This window comes from Nocardioides sediminis (assembly GCF_003047295.1).
GTDB lineage: Bacteria > Actinomycetota > Actinomycetes > Propionibacteriales > Nocardioidaceae > Nocardioides > Nocardioides sediminis.
Genome location: NZ_PZYZ01000001.1, coordinates 379,291 through 395,851, shown reverse-complemented (window position 1 = coordinate 395,851; position 16,561 = coordinate 379,291). Strand labels below are relative to the sequence as shown.

Sequence of the window (16,561 nt, the reverse complement as noted above, 5' to 3'; positions counted from 1 at the left end):
GTGCCCGCACCGGGGTCAGGCCATCCGCAGGAACTCCAGGTGCTGCTCGTACTGGTCGAGGCAGTCGTGGATCACCTGTGACGAGCGGTAGCCCATCACGTCGTAGTCCTGCGCGCCCGTGTCGAGGTGCACGTCGAGCTTGGCGTACTCGTCGCGGCCGCCCACCATCCGTCCGCCGTAGGCCGGGACCGGGGACAGCGTCACCTGGACCCGGTAGCGGAACGGGTGGTCGGGGTGGTTCGGGTCGTCGGCCCGCAGCTCGACGAACCGCCCGCCGTGGGGGTCGTCCTCCGACGGCGGGGCGACGCCGCTGACCGCGCTGGCGTCGACACCCCGGGCCGACAGCTCGGCGGCGACCTCGGCCAGCGCCGGGGCGATGACCTCGTCGAGGTGGCGCTCGGCGTCGTCCACGTCGACGAAGTTGGTCACGCGGGCGATCCGGGCCCGCCACGACTCGCGCTCACCCTCACCGGCGGCAGGGCGGTGGTGGAGCCCGCCCTCGACCCGCTGGAGCTCGCGGTGCAGGGCCCTGTACAGCCCCCACATGACCATGATCATCACGATGGCGAAGGGCAGCCCCATGATCACCGTGGCGTACTGCAGGGCGTAGATGCCGCCGACGGCGAGCACCGCGATCGTCAGGAGGCCGGTGACCGCGGCCCAGACGATGCGGAGCCAGGCGGCGCAGTCCTCCTGCACGTGGCGCAGCCGTGAGCACAGGTTGCCCATGACCAGCGCTCCGGAGTCGGCCGAGGTGACGTAGAAGAGCAGGCCGACGAACGTGCCGACCGCGATCACCACGCCCGCGAGGGGGTAGTCCTCCACCAGCATGAAGAACCCGCGGCCGTCGTAGTTCTGGGCCGCCTCGGCGAACGCCTCGTCGCCGCCGCGCACCCGGTCGAGGGCGGCGTTGCCGAAGATCGAGACCCACATGACGATGTAGGCGAACGGGATGACCATCGTCCCCGCGACGAACTGCCGGATCGTGCGCCCGCGGGAGATGCGGGCCAGGAACAGCCCGACGAACGAGGCCCAGGCCACCCACCACGCCCAGAAGAACAGGGTCCACAGGTTCATCCACTCGTTGGCCTGGTCGAAGGCCATGGTGTCGAGCGTCAGGCCGGGGAACGAGGCGACGAAGTCCCCGACGTTCATGACCACGCCCTCGAGCAGCATCTCGGTCTTGCCCGTGATCAGCACCCAGCCGGCCAGCCCCAGGGCGAGCAGCACGTTGAGCTGGGACAGGAAACGGATGCCCTTGTCGACGCCGGTGGTGGCCGAGATCGCCGCGATGGTGATCGCGAGCACGGCCAGCCCGATCTGGGCGCCGAGGCCGACCGGGATGCCGAAGAGCTCGTTGAGACCGATGTTGAGGAAGACCACGCCGATGCCCAGGCTGGTGGCCACGCCGAACACCGTGCCGAGGACCGCGGCGGTGTCCACCGCGTGCCCGAGCACCCCGTCGATGCGTCGCCCGAAGATCGGGTAGAGCGCCGAGCGGACGGCCAGCGGCAGGTTGAGGCGGTAGGCGAAGAACCCGAGCGCCATGCCCATCAGTGCGTACATCCCCCAGCCGGTGATGCCGTAGTGGAAGAGCGTCCACACGGTGGCCTCACGGGCCGCCTGCACCGTCCCGCCGTCGCCGACCGGCGGGGCGACGTACTGCGTCACCGGCTCGACGACGGAGAAGAACATGACGTCGGTGCCGATGCCCGCCGCGAACAGCATCGATGCCCACGCGAAGGTCGAGAACTCCGGCCGGGAGTGCTCCGGGCCGAGCCGCATCGTGCCGTAGCGCGAAATGCCGAGGAAGAGCACGAAGACGAGGACCGCGGTGCCGAGGGCGATGTAGAACCAGCCGAACGCGCTGCCCACCCACACCGTCCAGTCGTAGATCGTGTCGTAGGCGGCGTCTGGGGTCGCGATCGCCCAGAGCGCGACGGCCACCACACCGACCAGCGAGGCGCCGAAGACCGGCCACTTCACCGGCGGCTTGGAGCTCGCGGCGGGCTCGGTGTCCGGGGCGTCCGGGGCCGTGGTGGGGGTGGTGTCGACGCTCATGGTCGGTCTCCTGTCCGGTGTGCGAGTCGGGCGCCGGCGGCGCTCGGCAGCTCGGTCGTGGTGTCCCAAGCGTCGTTGCGCGGGTCGCCGGGCGGGTACGGCGGCGTGCCGGTGCCGTGGCGGTACCAGGGCACGTCGAGGCCGGGCAGCGGCGTGTTCCCCGCGATCAGGTCGGCGGCCTTCTCGGCCACCATCATCACCGGGGCGTAGATGTTGCCGTTGGTGACGAAGGGGAAGACCGAGGCGTCGACGACCCGCAGGCCCTCGGTGCCGTGCACACGCATCGACGACGGGTCGACGACCGCCGCGTCGTCGGTGCCCATCTTGGCCGTGCACGACGGGTGCAGCGCGGTCTCGCCGTCGCGGCGCACCCAGTCGAGGATCTGCTCGTCGGTCTCCACCGAGGGTCCGGGCGAGATCTCGCCGCCGCTGAAGGCCGCGAACGCGGGTTGCTCGAGGATGCCGCGGGCCGCCCGGACCATCTCCACCCACTCGCGCCGGTCGTTCTCGGTGGAGAGGTAGTTGAAGAGGATCGAGGGGTGCTCGTAGGGGTCGGTCGACCGGATGTGCACGTGGCCGCGGGTGTCGGCGTACATCGGGCCGATGTGCACCTGGTAGCCGTGGATGCCGTGCTCGGTCTCGGCCGGCTTGGAGCCGTCGTACCGGATCGCGATCGGCAGGAAGTGGAACATCAGGTTGGGCCACCCGACCTCGTCGTTGGAGCGGATGAACCCGCCGGCCTCGAAGTGGTTGGACGCCCCGACGCCGCGTCGGCCGAAGAGCCACTCCGCGCCGATCCGCGGCTTGTGGTGGTGGGCCAGCCACGGGGCGATGGAGACCGGCTGGGTCGAGGCGTGCTGGACGTAGACCTCGAGGTGGTCCTGCAGGTTGCTGCCGACACCGGGCAGCTCGACGCGGGTGGTCACGCCGGCGGCCTGCAGCACCGCCGGGTCGCCGATGCCGGCGAGCTGGAGCAGCTGCGGGGAGTTGAAGGCGCCGCCGCAGAGCACGACCTCGCCGGCGGTGACGGAGCGGTGCAGACGCCCTCCACGTGTGTAGTCCACGCCGGTGCAGCGGTTGCCCTCCATGCGCAGGCCGGTGACCATCGCCAGCGTCTCGATCCGCAGGTTCTTGCGGTGCTCGACCGGGTGGAGGTAGGCGCGGGCGGCGGAGAGCCGCCGGCCGCGGTGGACGTTGCGGTCGAACTTGGCGAAGCCCTCCTGCCGGTATCCGTTGACGTCGTCGGTCAGCGGGTAGCCGGCCTGCTGCACGGCCTCGAAGAAGGCGCCGAACAGCGGCGAGCTCGCGGGGCCACGCTCCGTCACCAGCGGGCCGGACCCGCCCCGCCAGGCGTTCGCCCCGGTGCTGCCGTCCTCGAGGAGCACCGTCTCCATCCGCTTGAAGTAGGGCAGGCAGTGGGCGTAGTCCCACGCCTCCATGCCGGGCTCGGCCGCCCAGCGCTCGTAGTCCATCGGGTTGCCGCGCTGGAAGATCATCCCGTTGATCGACGACGAGCCGCCCAGGACCTTGCCGCGGGCGTGGTAGATCTTGCGGCCGCCCATGTAGGGCTCGGGGTCGGACTCGTACTTCCAGTCGTAGAGCCGGTTGCCGATCGGGTAGGGCAGGGCCGCCGGCATGTGGATGAAGGGGTCCATCCGAAAGTCGCTGCGACCCGCCTCGAGGACCAGCACCCGCGTGGACGGATCGCTGCTCAGCCGGTTGCCGAGCGCCGATCCGGCCGAGCCCCCGCCGACGATGACGTAGTCGTAGTGCTCACTCATGACCGGTCCTCCTGCGTCCTGTCGGCGAACCAGCCGGCGGGCGCCGGCCGGATGTTGTGCCACACGTGCTTGGTCTCGCGGTACTCCTCGAGCCCGGCGTGCCCGAGCTCGCGGCCGATCCCGGACTGCTTGAAGCCGCCCCACTCGGCGCCGGGGACGTAGGGGTGGTAGTCGTTGATCCAGATGGTGCCGTGCCGCAGGCGCCGCGCCACCCGCTCGGCACGGCCGGCGTTCTCCGTCCACACCGCCCCGGCGAGCCCGTAGACCGTGTCGTTGGCGATCGCGACCGCGGCGTCCTCGGCGGCGTCGCGGTCGGCACCGGAGAAGGTCTCGACCGTCAGGACGGGGCCGAACGACTCGTCCCGCACGCAACGCATGTCGCGGGTGCAGCCGTCGAGGACCGTCGGCTCGAAGTACCACCCGTCGGCGTAGTGCTCCCCCTCCGGCGGACCGCCCCCGCAGCGCAGGGTGGCGCCGTCCTCGAGGGCGTCGGCGACGTAGGCAGCGACCTTGGCCCGGTGAGCCTCGCTGATGAGCGGGCCGGTCTCGGCGTCGTCGTCGAAGGGTCCGCCGAGCCGGATCTGCCGGGCCCGCGCGACGATCGCGTCCACCACCTCGTCGTGGACGCTCTCCTCGACCACCAGCCGGGCCCCGGCCGAGCACACCTGGCCGGAGTCGAGGAAGACCGCGGTGAGGGCGTTGTCGATGGCGGCGGGCAGGTCGGCGTCGGCGAACACGACGTTGGGGTTCTTGCCACCGAGCTCGAGGGCGATCCGCTTCACGGTGGGTGCGGCCGCCGCCATGATCGCCCGGCCGGTGACCAGGCCGCCGGTGAAGGAGACCAGGTCGACGTCCTCGTGGCCGGTCAGCGTCGGGCCGACCGTCGCACCGGCGCCGAGGACGAGGTTGGCCACTCCCTGCGGCAGGCCCTCCTCGGTGAGCGCCCGCATCAACCAGATCGAGGTGTGCGGCGTCAGCTCGGCGGGCTTGAGCACGAACGTGTTGCCCGCCGCCAGCGCCGGCGCGACCTTCCAGCTCGTCTGCAGCAGCGGGTAGTTCCAGGGCGTGATGAGCGAGCACACCCCCACCGGCTCGTGCATGACCCGGCTGGAGACGTCGGCCATCCCGGTGTCGACGACCCGGCCGGCGTCGGCGGCGGCGAGGTCGGCGAAGTGGCGGAAGACGGCCTCGATGTCGTCGACGTCGATCTGCGACTCGACGAAGCGCTTGCCGGTGTCGAGGCTCTCCAGCCGGGCGACCTCGTCCTTCTCGGCCGCCAGCCGGTCAGCCACCCGGCGCAGCAGCGCCGCGCGCTCGAAGGCGGACGTGTGCGGCCACGGTCCGTCGTCGAAGGCCCGGCGGGCCGCGCGCACGGCCGCCTCCGCGTCGGCGGCGGTCGCCTCGGGGACCTCACCGACCTCGGTCTGGTCGGCGGGGCACCGGATCGTCCGGGTGCCTCCGTCCGACGCCTCGCCCCAACGCCCGTCGATGAAGAGTCCGCTCATCTTCCAGTGACTACCACCCCAATGGGTGGTTGGACCAGAGCGGACCCGAACCTTCCTGCCTGTCGGTCCCCGACCGGACCGGTCCGGGGTCGTGGCGTCGGTCGCGGCGGCGGCGGGTCAGGCGTGGTCCTGGTCGTCGCCGCCGACCTCCGGGATCGACTCCGGGGCCGGCTCCGGGGTGACGCACGGACCGCTCGCCCACCACTCGCCCAGCAGGTCGAGCACCTCGTCGCCGAGCGGGTTGACCCCACGCCCCTGGGCCAGCGACTGGCCGGCCAGCACGTGGAGGCACTTGACCCGGTCGGGCATCCCGCCGGCACTGATCCCGGCGATCTCGGGGACGTCCTGGCCGGCGCCGGCGGCGAGCTCGTCGCGGGCCGCGAGGTAGGCCTCGTGGGCGGCCCGGTAGGCCGCGGCCAGCTCGGCGTCCTCACCGAGGCGGTCCTGCATCTCCTTCATCAGGCCCGAGCCCTCGAGGGTGCCGATGCGAGAGGCCGCGCGCGGGCAGGTGAGGTAGTAGGTCGTGGGGAACGGGGTCCCGTTGGGCAGCCGGGGCAGCGTGGTCACCACGTCGGGGTTGCCGCACGGGCAGCGGTGCCCGACCTCGTGGATGGCGCGGGGCTCACGGCCGAGCTGGGCCGCGACGGCGGCGACGTCGGCGGGGGCGACCCCGGGACCGGCCTCCGGCTCGGGGACTGGTGGGGTCACTGCTGTCCGGCCTTGTCGATCTTGACGCCGTCGATCACCGAGGGCGTCTCGGGCTCGGGCGGGGGTGGGTTGCCGGCGAGCTCCACGGAGTCCCAGGCCGGCGACCACCAGGCGGTCGGCTCGATCTTGAGCACGTCGTCGGGGTCGTTGAGCGTCGCCTGCTGCTCCAGCGGCCGGCCGTCCTCGTCGAGGACCTGGAAGCCGGTCTCGCCGGGCATGAGGTAGCCGAAGCGCGCCCGCGCCTGCGCCTTGACGTAGGCCGGGTCCTCCCAGCGCTGCTTCTCGCGCTCGAGGTCGTTGATGCTGGCCTCGCGCTGCGCGATGGCGGCCTTGAGGTCGGCGATGTGGGAGCGCTGCTGGATGTAGGCCCGCAGCGACGACGCGTAGGACACGGTCAGCACCGCGAGGACGAGGACCAGCACGGCGGCCCGCCCGGTCGGTCGCGGACGACGTGGCCTGGCGGGGGCGGCCCCGGGCGCGCGCGTGCCCTCCGGGGTGGCCGGCCGGGACGCCGCGGACCGGGCGCGCTGCGTGCGCGCACCGGGCCGCGTGTTCCCGCCGGGTCCACCCCGGGGAGTGCGACGCTGCTTGGGGGGCTGTGGAGCCATGTGGAGCAGTCTGCCCCGATCAGGCCTTGAATCGCGGGAAGGCACCCGCCCCGGCGTAGCGAGCCGCGTCACCCAGCTCGTCCTCGATGCGGAGCAGCTGGTTGTACTTCGCGACCCGCTCGGAGCGGGCCGGCGCGCCGGTCTTGATCTGGCCGCAGTTGGTGGCCACGGCCAGGTCGGCGATGGTCGTGTCCTCGGTCTCGCCCGAGCGGTGGCTCATCATGCAGCGGAAGCCGTTGCGGTGGGCGAGGTCGACGGAGTCGAGGGTCTCGGTGAGCGAGCCGATCTGGTTGACCTTGACCAGCAGGGCGTTGGCGGACTGCTCGGTGATGCCGCGGCCGAGGCGCTCCACGTTGGTCACGAACAGGTCGTCGCCGACGATCTGGGTCCGGTCGCCCAGCTGGGCGGTGAGGGTCTTCCAGCCCGACCAGTCGTCCTCGTCGAGCGGGTCCTCGATGGAGACGATCGGGTACGCCGAGACGAGCTCGGTGTAGTAGGCCGTCATCTCCTCGGCGGACTTCTTCTGCCCCTCGAAGGCGTACTTCTTCTTGTCGTGGAACTCGCTGGCCGCGACGTCGAGCGCCAGGGCGATGTCCTTGCCCAGCTTGAGGCCGGCGGCCTTGACGGCGTCGGCGATGAGGTCGAGGGCCGCGCGGTTGGAGGAGAGGTCGGGCGCGAAGCCGCCCTCGTCGCCGAGGCCCGTGGCCAGGCCCTTCTTCTTCAGCACCGACTTGAGGGCGTGGTAGACCTCGGCGCCCTGCTGGAGCGCCTCGGCGAACGTGGCCGCACCGATCGGGGCGATCATGAACTCCTGGATGTCCACGTTGGAGTCCGCGTGCGAGCCGCCGTTGAGGATGTTCATCATCGGGACCGGCAGCAGGTGGGCGTTGGGGCCGCCGACGTAGCGGAAGAGCGGCAGGCCGGCCGACTCCGAGGCCGCCCGGGCTGTGGCCAGCGAGGCCCCGAGGATCGCGTTGGCGCCGAGCTTGGCCTTGTTGGGAGTGGCGTCCAGGTCGAGCATGGCCTGGTCGACGAGGCGCTGGTCGTCGGCCTCGAGGCCCACGATGGCCCCGGCGATGCCCTCGACGACGCCCGTGACGGCCTTCTGCACGCCCTTGCCGAGGTAGCGCTTGCCGCCGTCACGCAGCTCGACGGCCTCGAAGGCGCCGGTGGAGGCGCCGCTGGGCACGGCGGCGCGGCCGAACGCGCCGTCCTCGAGGAGGACCTCCACCTCGACGGTGGGGTTGCCGCGCGAGTCGAGGATCTCGCGGGCGCCGACTGCTGCGATGGATGCCACGGGTTGCTCCTACGGGTTGGGGAAAGGGCTCGGGTGCGGTCCGGTGGGACGCGGCCTCAGCCTATGGGCCCCGGGCCGCGCCCGGACACCGCGACCACCTCCCGGCGCCTCCCGGTGCGGGCGGCATGATGCTGAGCATGAGCGAGACCGACAGCCTGGCGCGCGGCCTCGGGACCGGGGACGCGGTCGTCGTCGGGCTGTCCGCGATGATCGGCGCCGGGGTGTTCGCGGCCTTCGCGCCCGCCGCCGCGACCGCCGGGTCGGCGATCTTCCTGGCCTTGGGCGTCGCGGCGGTCATCGCCCTGTGCAACGCGGTCGCGTCGGCCCAGCTCGCCCAGTCCTACCCCTCCTCGGGGGGCACCTACCTGTTCGGCCGCGAGGTCCTCGGCCCGTGGTGGGGTTTCCTCGCCGGGTGGGGGTTCGTGATCGGCAAGACCGCCTCGTGTGCCGCGATGGCGATGACGTTCGCGGCGTACGCCGTCCCGGCCGGCGGGTGGTGGCAGCGCCTGGCCGCCGCGCTCGCCGTCGCCCTGCTGACCCTGGCCACGCTGCGCGGCATCACCCGCACCGCTCGGCTGGCGCGGGTGCTGCTGGGCGCCACGCTGCTCGTCCTGGTGCTGGCGGTCGCGCTCGCCGGCATGACGCACTCCCCCGCCCCGTCACCGCTGCCGGACCCGGACGGGTTCCTCGGCGTGCTCCAGGCGGCGGGCCTGCTCTTCTTCGCGTTCGCGGGGTACGCCCGCATCGCGACGCTGGCCGAGGAGGTGCGCCGGCCCGAGGTGCTGGGCCACGCCATCCTGGTCGCCCTCGGCGTCGCGGTCGTGGTGTACGTCGCCGTGGGGCTCGCCCTCGTGCACGCGCTCGGGGCGGACCTCCCCTCGAGCTCCGCGCCGGTCTCCGACGCCGTGGCCGCCGCCGGTGCCGACTGGGCCGCGCCGGTGGTCCGCGTCGGCGCGGCGGCCGCGTGCCTCGGCGCCCTGCTCGCGTTGCTGGCCGGGGTCACCCGCACCGGGCTCGCCATGGCGCGCGAGCGGGACCTGCCCGCACCCCTGGCCCACGTCGACCCCGTCCACCGGGTCCCCGACCGCGCCCAGCTGGCGCTCGGCGCGGTCGTCGTCGTGCTGGTGCTCACCGTGGACCTGCGCGGCGCGATCGGCTTCTCCTCGTTCGGCGTGCTGCTCTACTACGCCGTCGCCAACCTCGCGGCCCTGCGCCAGCCCGCCGAGCAGCGCCGGTGGCCGCGCCCGATGCAGGTCGTCGGGCTGGCCGGCTGCCTGCTGCTCGCGGCGTTGCTGCCGGCGGCGTCGGTCCTCGCCGGGCTCGCCGTGCTCGCGGTGGGGGTGGTCGGGCGGCTGGTCGCCCTGCGCCGCCGCTGACCCACCCAACCGCCCCCGGCTGGCCCGCGAGCGGTGTTTGCGCCACGTTCCGCCCGCCCCGGATCGTGGCTGGCCCACCGCCCGGGCGGCGTGTCCCCGGCGACACCCCGGCCGGCGGTGCGTGAGCCACGTTCGGTCGCGCCGAAGTTGTGGCTGGCTACCGCTCCCGGCGAGTCGCGGGCGCGGCCGGCGGGCCGGTCAGCCCTCGGCGGCCTCGACCCGTCGTCGTACGGCGTGGCGCAGCGCCTGCTCCGGGTCGACGCCGGCGGCGCGGGCCTCCGCGACGAGGTCGAGCAGCCGCTCCCCCAGCTCCGCGGCGCCACCGGTCTCCGGGACGTCCGACGCGGCGGCGCCCCCGGCGACCGGGGCGTCGGACGTCCCGGGCGACGTCCGACGGAGCGGCTGCCCCGGGTCGACGCCGGCGGCGCGGGAGAGCCGGTCGAGCACCTTGTCGGCGTACAGCAGCGCGGGCAGGGCGGGCGGGAGCCCGTCGGTGACGGAGGTCCGCTGCGACTTCTCCCGGGCCTTGAGGCGCTCCCACTCGGCGTTGACGTCCTCGGCGGTGAGGCCCGCGGACCCGGCACCCTCCCCGAACACGTGCGGGTTGCGACGGCGCAGCTTGGCGACGATGTCGGCCGCGACGTCGTCGATCGTCCACTCCCCGCGCTCCTCCGCGATCGCGGCGTGGAAGTAGACCTGGAGCAGCAGGTCGCCGAGCTCCTCACGGAGGTGGTCCCAGTCGCCGGATGCCTCGCCGACGTCGATCGCCTCGAGGGTCTCGTGCGCCTCCTCCTGGAGGTAGCGCGCCAGCGAGGAGTGGGTCTGCTCGGCCTTCCACGGGCACTCGGACCGCAGCCGCCGCATCACCTCGACGAACTCGACGAGGGGCTCCCCCGACGCCGGCTGCGCACTCGGCCCCGGCACGGGCTCAGCCGCAGCGGTGGGTCTCGGGCAGCGTGTTGGCGTAGGTGGCGTCGGGCTCGGTCTCCAGACCGGCCTGGGCCGCCTCGCCGACCGCCACCGAGAGGTTGGTGTCGACGGGGGTGAGGGTGCCGTCGACCATCTCCACGCCGTAGCGAGGGTCGACGACGACTCCGTTGCGGTCGGGCCACGAGGTGAAGATGTCGGTGCCCGCCTCGGTGACCTGCTCCACCGTCGGGTCGGTGAAGCCCTGGGCCTCCAGCTCGGCGCGCCCGACCTGCTCGAGGATGTCGGTGGCGAGCGCGTTGGCGCTCATCACCTCGACGTAGTCCTCGCGCACCTCCTCGGGGAAGGCCTCCGCGGTCCGCTCGCGCTGCGCGACGTCGCGCTCGTAGGCGGCCCCCGGCTCGACGCCGTACTCCTCGGCGATCTGGTGCGCGGTCTCCGACAGCGTCATGAGCTGGACGACGCCCTGCCGGATGAATCCCATCGGCACCACGGTGCCGCTGCCGCGGAACTCGTCGCCCAGCGCGGTGCACAGGTGCTGGGAGGCCCGGTCGACGGTGCGCGTGGAGATCGTCTCGTCGCCCACCTGGACGGCCACACCGGGCTTGGCGCTGCCCGCGCACCCGGTCAGCACCAGTCCGGAGAGGGCCACGGCCCCCACCGTCCGCACGGCGGTCTTCAGGCGGGTCTTGCTCACGCGTCACTCCTCGACGACTGGGGCTGCACGATCACCCGGGCTGCTGGGCGGCGGGTGGGTCGATGATGGTGTCGATCACACCACGGGCCCATTCAAGCAGGGCGATCCCGGCGATCGGCTTGCCCCCGACCACGGCGGTCTGCGGGCGCGGCACGAGGATCGTGCTCACAGGCGCCTTGACGATCGACTTCGGGTAGACCCGGTTGAGGCGTACGACGCGCGACTCGGGCAGGTCGACGGGTGCGAACCGCACGTGCTTGCCCGCGATCGTCACCTCCCGCACCCCGGCCCGGCGCGCCCGGGCGCGGAACCGCGCCACGATCATCAGCGACTCCACGACCGCCGGCGGCTCGCCGTACCGGTCGACGAGCTCCTCGCGCAGCTGGTCGACGTCCTCGTCGCTCCGCACCTCCGCGAGCCGCTTGTAGATCTCGAGGCGGAGCCGCTCGGAGGGGATGTAGTCGTGCGGCAGGTGCGCGTCGACAGGAAGCTCGATGCGGACCTCGGTGACCTCCGGCTCGGCGTCGCCCTTGAAGTCCTGCACCGCCTCGCCGACCAGCCGGACGTAGAGGTCGAAGCCGACGTCGGCGATGTGGCCGGACTGCTCGCCACCGAGCAGGTTGCCGGCGCCGCGGATCTCGAGGTCCTTCATCGCGATCGCCATGCCGCCGCCGAGGTCGGAGTGCTGGGCCAGGGTGGCCAGGCGCTCGTGGGCCGTCTCGGTCAGCGGCTTCTCGGCCGGGTAGAGGAAGTAGGCGTAGGCCCGCTCCCGGGACCGGCCGACCCGGCCACGCAGCTGGTGCAGCTGGGACAGGCCGAGCGCGTCGGCGCGCTCGATGATCATGGTGTTGGCGTTGGAGACGTCGAGGCCGGACTCCACGATCGTCGTGCAGACCAGCACGTCGAAGCGCTTCTCCCAGAAGTCGAGCATCACCTGCTCGAGCTGGTGCTCCCCCATCTGGCCGTGCGCCGTGGCGACCCGCGCCTCCGGGACGAGCTCACGGATGCGGGCGGCGGCCTTCTCGATCGAGTTGACCCGGTTGTGGATGAAGAAGACCTGGCCCTCGCGCAGCAGCTCGCGCCGCACAGCGGCGATCACCTGCCGGTCCTCGTAGGCGCCGACGTAGGTCAGCACCGGGTGCCGCTCCTCGGGCGGGGTGGTGATGGTGGACATCTCCCGGATGCCGGTGACGGCCATCTCCAGCGTGCGCGGGATCGGCGTGGCGCTCATCGAGAGCACGTCCACCGAGGTGCGCAGCCGCTTCATCTGCTCCTTGTGCTCGACGCCGAACCGCTGCTCCTCGTCGACGATGATGAGGCCGAGGTCCTTCATCCGGATGTCCGGGTTGAGGAGGCGGTGCGTGCCGACCACGATGTCGACCTCGCCGGTCTCGAGACCGGCGATGACCTCCTTGGCCTCCTTGTCGGTCTGGAACCGCGAGAGCCCCTTGAGCACGACGGGGAAGCCGCTCATCCGCTCGGTGAAGGTGCTCAGGTGCTGGGTCACGAGCAGCGTCGTCGGCACCAGCACGGCGACCTGCTTGCCGTCCTGCACGGCCTTGAACGCCGCCCGGACCGCGATCTCGGTCTTGCCGTAGCCCACGTCGCCGCAGACCAGCCGGTCCATCGGGACCGTACGACGCATGTCGGCCTTGACCTCGTCGACGGTGCTGAGCTGGTCGGGGGTCTCGTTGAACGGGAAGGCGTCCTCGAGCTCGCGCTGCCACGGGGTGTCGGGGCCGAAGGCGTGGCCCTGGGTCGCCTGCCGCGCGGCGTAGAGCTTGATCAGCTCGGCCGCGATCTCGCGGACCGCCTTGCGGGCGCGGTTCTTGCGCTTGGTCCAGTCGCCTCCGCCCAGCCGGTCCAGGCTGGGCTGCTCGCCGCCGACGTAGCGGGTCACCTGGTCGAGGGTGTCGGCCGGCACGAAGAGGCGGTCCGGCGGGGCGCCACGCTTGGACGCGCCGTACTCCAGGACGAGGTACTCCCGCGTCGCGCCGGCGACCTCGCGCTGCATCATCTCCACGAACCGGCCCACGCCGTGCTGCTCGTGGACGACGAAGTCGCCGGCCTTGAGCTCGAGCGGGTCGATCTGCTTCTTGCGCCGCGCCGGCATCTTGCGCATGTCGCGCGTGGAGGCCTTCTGGCCGCTCAGGTCCTCGCCCGTCACCAGGGCGAGGCGCACCGACGGGTCGACGAGGCCCTGGGTGATGCAGCCGGTCGTGACCGAGACGACGCCCTCGGCGGTCGCGTCCAGGCCGGCCGGCACGTCGTGCTCGCCGAGCACCTCGACCATCCGCTCGGCCGGCCCGTGGCCGAGGTGGACGACGGTCACCCGGTAGCCCTCGGACAGCCATCCCTTGACGTCGACGATCGCGCGCTCGAGGTCGCCGCGGTAGGCCTCGGCGGGCTGGGCAGCCAGCGCCCGGGACTGCACCGCACCCACCACCACGTCGAGGTCGACGTCCCCCGGCGCGTCGGTCTCGATGCCGAACGGGCTCACCGTCCACCAGGCCAGCCGGCGGTCCAGCACGTGCTCGCGCACGTCGGCGACCTCGCGGTACGACGCGGTGGACAGGTCGATGGGCGACTGGCCGCCCCCGGCCGCCGCCGCCCAGCTGGCGCCGAGGAACTCCTCGCTGGTGGCCACCAGGTCGTGCGCGCGGCGGCGGGCACGCTCGGGGTCCAGCACCAGCACGGTGGTGTCGTCGGGCATCAGGTCGACGAGCAGCTCCATCTCGTCGACGAGCGCGGGGGCCAGGGACTCCATGCCCTCGACCGCGATGCCGGAGGCGATCTTGTCGGTGAGCTCGAGCAGCTGCGGGTGCGCACGGCCCAGCTCGGCCGCGCGACGGCGTACGTCCTCGGTGAGCAGGAGCTCACGGCACGGTGGGGCCCACAGGCGCTCGACGGTGCCCATCGTCCGCTGGTCCGCGACCGCGAACGACCGGATCTCCTCGACGTCGTCGCCCCAGAACTCCACCCGCAGCGGGTGCTCCTCGGTCGGCGGGAACACGTCGACGATGCCGCCACGGACGGCGAACTCGCCGCGCTTCTCGACCATGTCGACGCGGGTGTACGCCGCGTCCGCCAAGCCGCGGACGACGTCGTCCATCGCGGTCGTCTGGCCCGGGACGAGCTCGACGGGCTCCAGGTCGGCCAGTCCCTTGACCTGCGGCTGGAGGAGCGAGCGGATGGGCGCGACGACCACCGAGAGCGGGCCGTTGGTGGCGTCCGTGCCGGGATGGCGCAACCGGCGCAGCACGGCCAGGCGGCGCCCGACGGTGTCGCTGCGCGGGCTGAGCCGCTCGTGGGGCAGCGTCTCCCAGCTCGGGTAGTAGGCGACGCGGGCGGGGTCGACGAGGTCGACCAGCTCCTCCACCAGGTCCTCGGCCTCGCGGGCGGTCGCGGTGACCGCCAGAACCGTGCGACCCGCGCCCACCAGGCCGCGGACCACGAAGGGACGCACGGCCGCCGGGCCCGTGAGGTCGAGCGGGGCGACCTGCCCGGCCTCGGCCATCGCGTCGGCCAGCACGGGGCCGGCCAGCAGGTCGTCGGCCACCTCGGTGAGCGTGGTCATCGCGTCCTCTCGTCACTGCCTGGCCGACGGGTCGCGCGCGAGGGCACGCCGTCGAGCCCCCGTCCCGGACCGGGCGGGGGTGCGCCGGCCAGTCTACGAAAGCCCCGCATGGTCGGACCGCTCGGCTCGTGCCGGCCGTCGACGGGGCCGGACCACGCCACACGCACAGGACCCCCGGCACGCGGGCCGGGGGTCCTGCAGGAGCTGGGCGATGCCGTGCGTCAGGGGGTGACGGTCACGGTGATCGGCTGGGAGTAGATGTACTCCGCGAACGACGCGGTCTCGGTGTAGAAGGCCCGGTAGGTCCAGGTGCCGACGCCTCGCTCCTGGGCGTCGGAGAGGAAGCTGGACGAGAACGAGAACGTGCCGTCGCCGCCGACCGAGGACATGCAGCAGTAGTCGGTGGAGTCACTGCCGCCCTTGACGTTGCCGTTCAGGTACATGTCGACCCACCCCGTCGTGGCGACCTTGCCCTTGTACCTGACCGTGCCGGTCAGGGCGGGCGAGGGCAGGTCGTAGGAGGGCGTCGAGGCGGAGATGGTGAACGCGGCCTGGGAGACGTTGAGCGCGGAGTCCCAGACGACGGTCTTGGTCGAGGCCTTGCTCTTCTTGTACTTGGCCTTGACCTTGTAGGTGCCCGGAGCGAGCTCGATGGGCAGCGTGTACTTGGCCTTGCCCTTCTTGATCTTGGCCTTCTTGACGAGGTCGCCGCCGAGGTAGAACTTCACCTTGCCCTTCGCGCGGATCTTCGCGGTGATCTTGTTGCCGGGAAGCCCGTAGTGCGTCCCGGGCTTGGCCTTGACGAGCTTGATCGCCTTCTTCTTGGCAGGGCGCTCACTGACGTCGGTGACGGTCGGGGTGGCAACGGCCGCGGAGGACACGACGGCCGCCGGGACGGCGGTGGCGAGGGCGAGGGTCGCGGTGGCGACCACGCGGGACAGCTTGTTCATGCGGGAGGGTCTCCTCGGTACGGGTCGGTGATCTGACAGGGGGTGACACGGGGTGGGACCGACGCGACCTCGCGCCCGTCCTCCGCAGCGCACGCCCTCTACCCGGTGCTGCACCCCGACAAACACGCGAGGCGCCGGCCAGGTGGGCGCGTGCGGCCCGCCTCGCCTCCGGCCTCGACATCGGGGCGGTCGGCGGGGTTTGCACGACACGCCAGGGGGTAGCGTCCCGCCGGCGGGTCACGGGGTCCGCCGCACACACGGGGCGCCGTCGGCGTCCATCGAAAGGGGATACGGGGCACATGCGCTTCACTCGACTCATCGCGGGCCTGACCACGGCCGGCCTCCTCGGACTGGCACCGGTGGCGATCAGCTCACCGGCCGAGGCTGCTGTCACCTACACGACCTCCAGCTCCATCGCCGCCAGTGCGTCCCAGGTGATCTACGGCGAGGACGACCTGTCCATCAACGGGGCCGTCCTCACGGCCGCAGGCGGCAGCGTCTACTACGGCTCGGTGGCCCTGCAGGTCTACTCGGCCAAGAACCCGGTGTGGACGACCATCCAGACCGATGACTCCGCGGGCAGCTACTTCTTCTTCGACATCAAGCCCGACTCCAACTCGCTCTACAAGGTCGTCTACAGCGGCACGACGGCCTCCAACGGTGACGTCTACACGCCCAGCGAGTCGGCCCCGCTGGCCGTCGGCGTGCAGCGCAAGGTGGTGCTCAAGAACCCCAGGGGCACCCTGATCAAGGGCAAGGTCACGCCGGACTACGGCAAGAAGCCGATCAAGGTGCAGAAGAAGGTCGGCAAGAAGTGGAAGAAGTACAAGACCTTCAAGACCAGCAAGGCCGGGAAGTACAGCTTCAAGCTGCCGGCACCGCGCCGCGGCAAGTGGAAGTGGAAGATCACGGTCAAGGGCGACGCCAGCTACACCACCTGGTCGACCACCGGCACGACGTACAGCTACCGCTCCGTCGCGCCGCGCGTCTCGGTGAAGTGACCCTCCACCACCCCTGAGCACGGCAGAGCACGCCACTCGGCCCCGGAGCAGCGGCTCCGGGGCCGAGTCGCGT

At 72.3% G+C, this 16,561-nt stretch carries 12 protein-coding genes; 2 read left to right on the top strand and 10 right to left on the bottom strand.

Going from position 1 to position 16,561, the window contains the following annotated elements; genetic code table 11:
* Positions 1-15 precede the first annotated feature (15 nt).
* The 6 genes from betT to eno form a co-directional block, all read right to left on the bottom strand.
* Positions 16-2,061 carry a choline BCCT transporter BetT gene (gene betT / locus DAI17_RS01815; protein WP_107771186.1) on the bottom strand — a complete coding sequence of 682 codons (2,046 nt, stop codon included), beginning with the start codon at positions 2,059-2,061 and terminating at the stop codon, positions 16-18.
* Entirely contained in the window at positions 2,058-3,842 is a 1,785-nt protein-coding gene (gene betA, locus DAI17_RS01810) for a choline dehydrogenase (RefSeq protein WP_107771185.1), read from the bottom strand. Before betA ends, betT begins: the two co-directional genes overlap by 4 nt.
* Positions 3,839-5,347 carry an aldehyde dehydrogenase family protein gene (locus DAI17_RS01805; RefSeq protein WP_107771184.1) on the bottom strand — a complete coding sequence of 503 codons (1,509 nt, stop codon included), beginning with the start codon at positions 5,345-5,347 and terminating at the stop codon, positions 3,839-3,841. Before DAI17_RS01805 ends, betA begins: the two co-directional genes overlap by 4 nt.
* Before the next feature lie 117 nt (positions 5,348-5,464).
* Positions 5,465-6,055, bottom strand: a complete 591-nt coding sequence (locus tag DAI17_RS01800; protein WP_107771183.1) for a DUF501 domain-containing protein — start codon at positions 6,053-6,055, stop codon at positions 5,465-5,467.
* On the bottom strand, positions 6,052-6,663 hold the full coding sequence (locus tag DAI17_RS01795) for an FtsB family cell division protein (protein WP_107771182.1): 612 nt from the start codon (positions 6,661-6,663) through the stop codon (positions 6,052-6,054). Before DAI17_RS01795 ends, DAI17_RS01800 begins: the two co-directional genes overlap by 4 nt.
* A 19-nt stretch (positions 6,664-6,682) precedes the next feature.
* A complete protein-coding gene (eno, locus tag DAI17_RS01790; RefSeq protein ID WP_107771181.1) occupies positions 6,683-7,960 on the bottom strand; it encodes a phosphopyruvate hydratase in 1,278 nt (425 codons plus the stop codon).
* A 137-nt stretch (positions 7,961-8,097) separates the two neighbouring features.
* Here eno and DAI17_RS01785 point away from each other — a divergent pair, with 137 nt between their 5' ends.
* On the top strand, positions 8,098-9,336 hold the full coding sequence (locus DAI17_RS01785) for an APC family permease (RefSeq protein ID WP_107771714.1): 1,239 nt from the start codon (positions 8,098-8,100) through the stop codon (positions 9,334-9,336).
* A 198-nt stretch (positions 9,337-9,534) separates the two neighbouring features.
* Here the strand turns inward: DAI17_RS01785 and DAI17_RS01780 are convergent, their stop codons facing one another.
* From DAI17_RS01780 to DAI17_RS01765, 4 genes are all read right to left on the bottom strand, one after another.
* Positions 9,535-10,260: a MazG family protein gene (locus DAI17_RS01780; RefSeq protein ID WP_234412076.1), complete on the bottom strand. Its 726-nt coding sequence runs from the start codon at positions 10,258-10,260 to the stop codon at positions 9,535-9,537.
* Positions 10,261-10,264: 4 nt separating this feature from the next.
* Complete coding sequence (locus tag DAI17_RS01775) at positions 10,265-10,960, bottom strand: hypothetical protein (RefSeq protein WP_107771180.1); 696 nt, start codon at positions 10,958-10,960, stop codon at positions 10,265-10,267.
* Between the two features lie 31 nt (positions 10,961-10,991).
* The gene (gene mfd / locus DAI17_RS01770) at positions 10,992-14,537 is read right to left on the bottom strand and encodes a transcription-repair coupling factor (protein ID WP_107771179.1); all 3,546 of its coding nucleotides are present in this window, start codon (positions 14,535-14,537) and stop codon (positions 10,992-10,994) included.
* A 221-nt stretch (positions 14,538-14,758) separates the two neighbouring features.
* A complete protein-coding gene (locus DAI17_RS01765; protein WP_107771178.1) occupies positions 14,759-15,487 on the bottom strand; it encodes a hypothetical protein in 729 nt (242 codons plus the stop codon).
* A gap of 299 nt (positions 15,488-15,786) precedes the next feature.
* On the opposite strand from DAI17_RS01765, the gene DAI17_RS01760 reads away from it, so the two are divergent.
* Positions 15,787-16,488 carry a hypothetical protein gene (locus DAI17_RS01760; protein ID WP_107771177.1) on the top strand — a complete coding sequence of 234 codons (702 nt, stop codon included), beginning with the start codon at positions 15,787-15,789 and terminating at the stop codon, positions 16,486-16,488.
* The last annotated feature ends 73 nt before the right edge of the window (positions 16,489-16,561 follow it).

What these genes read in the sequence shown, in the direction of transcription:
- DAI17_RS01760 (WP_107771177.1), top strand. Translation starts at nt 15,787, where the DNA reads ATGCGCTTCACTCGACTCATCGCGGGCCTGACCACGGCCGGCCTCCTC.
- mfd (WP_107771179.1), bottom strand. Translation starts at nt 14,537, where the DNA reads ATGACCACGCTCACCGAGGTGGCCGACGACCTGCTGGCCGGCCCCGTG.
- DAI17_RS01795 (WP_107771182.1), bottom strand. Translation starts at nt 6,663, where the DNA reads ATGGCTCCACAGCCCCCCAAGCAGCGTCGCACTCCCCGGGGTGGACCC.
- betA (WP_107771185.1), bottom strand. Translation starts at nt 3,842, where the DNA reads ATGAGTGAGCACTACGACTACGTCATCGTCGGCGGGGGCTCGGCCGGA.
- DAI17_RS01785 (WP_107771714.1), top strand. Translation starts at nt 8,098, where the DNA reads ATGAGCGAGACCGACAGCCTGGCGCGCGGCCTCGGGACCGGGGACGCG.
- betT (WP_107771186.1), bottom strand. Translation starts at nt 2,061, where the DNA reads ATGAGCGTCGACACCACCCCCACCACGGCCCCGGACGCCCCGGACACC.
- DAI17_RS01765 (WP_107771178.1), bottom strand. Translation starts at nt 15,487, where the DNA reads ATGAACAAGCTGTCCCGCGTGGTCGCCACCGCGACCCTCGCCCTCGCC.
- DAI17_RS01805 (WP_107771184.1), bottom strand. Translation starts at nt 5,347, where the DNA reads ATGAGCGGACTCTTCATCGACGGGCGTTGGGGCGAGGCGTCGGACGGA.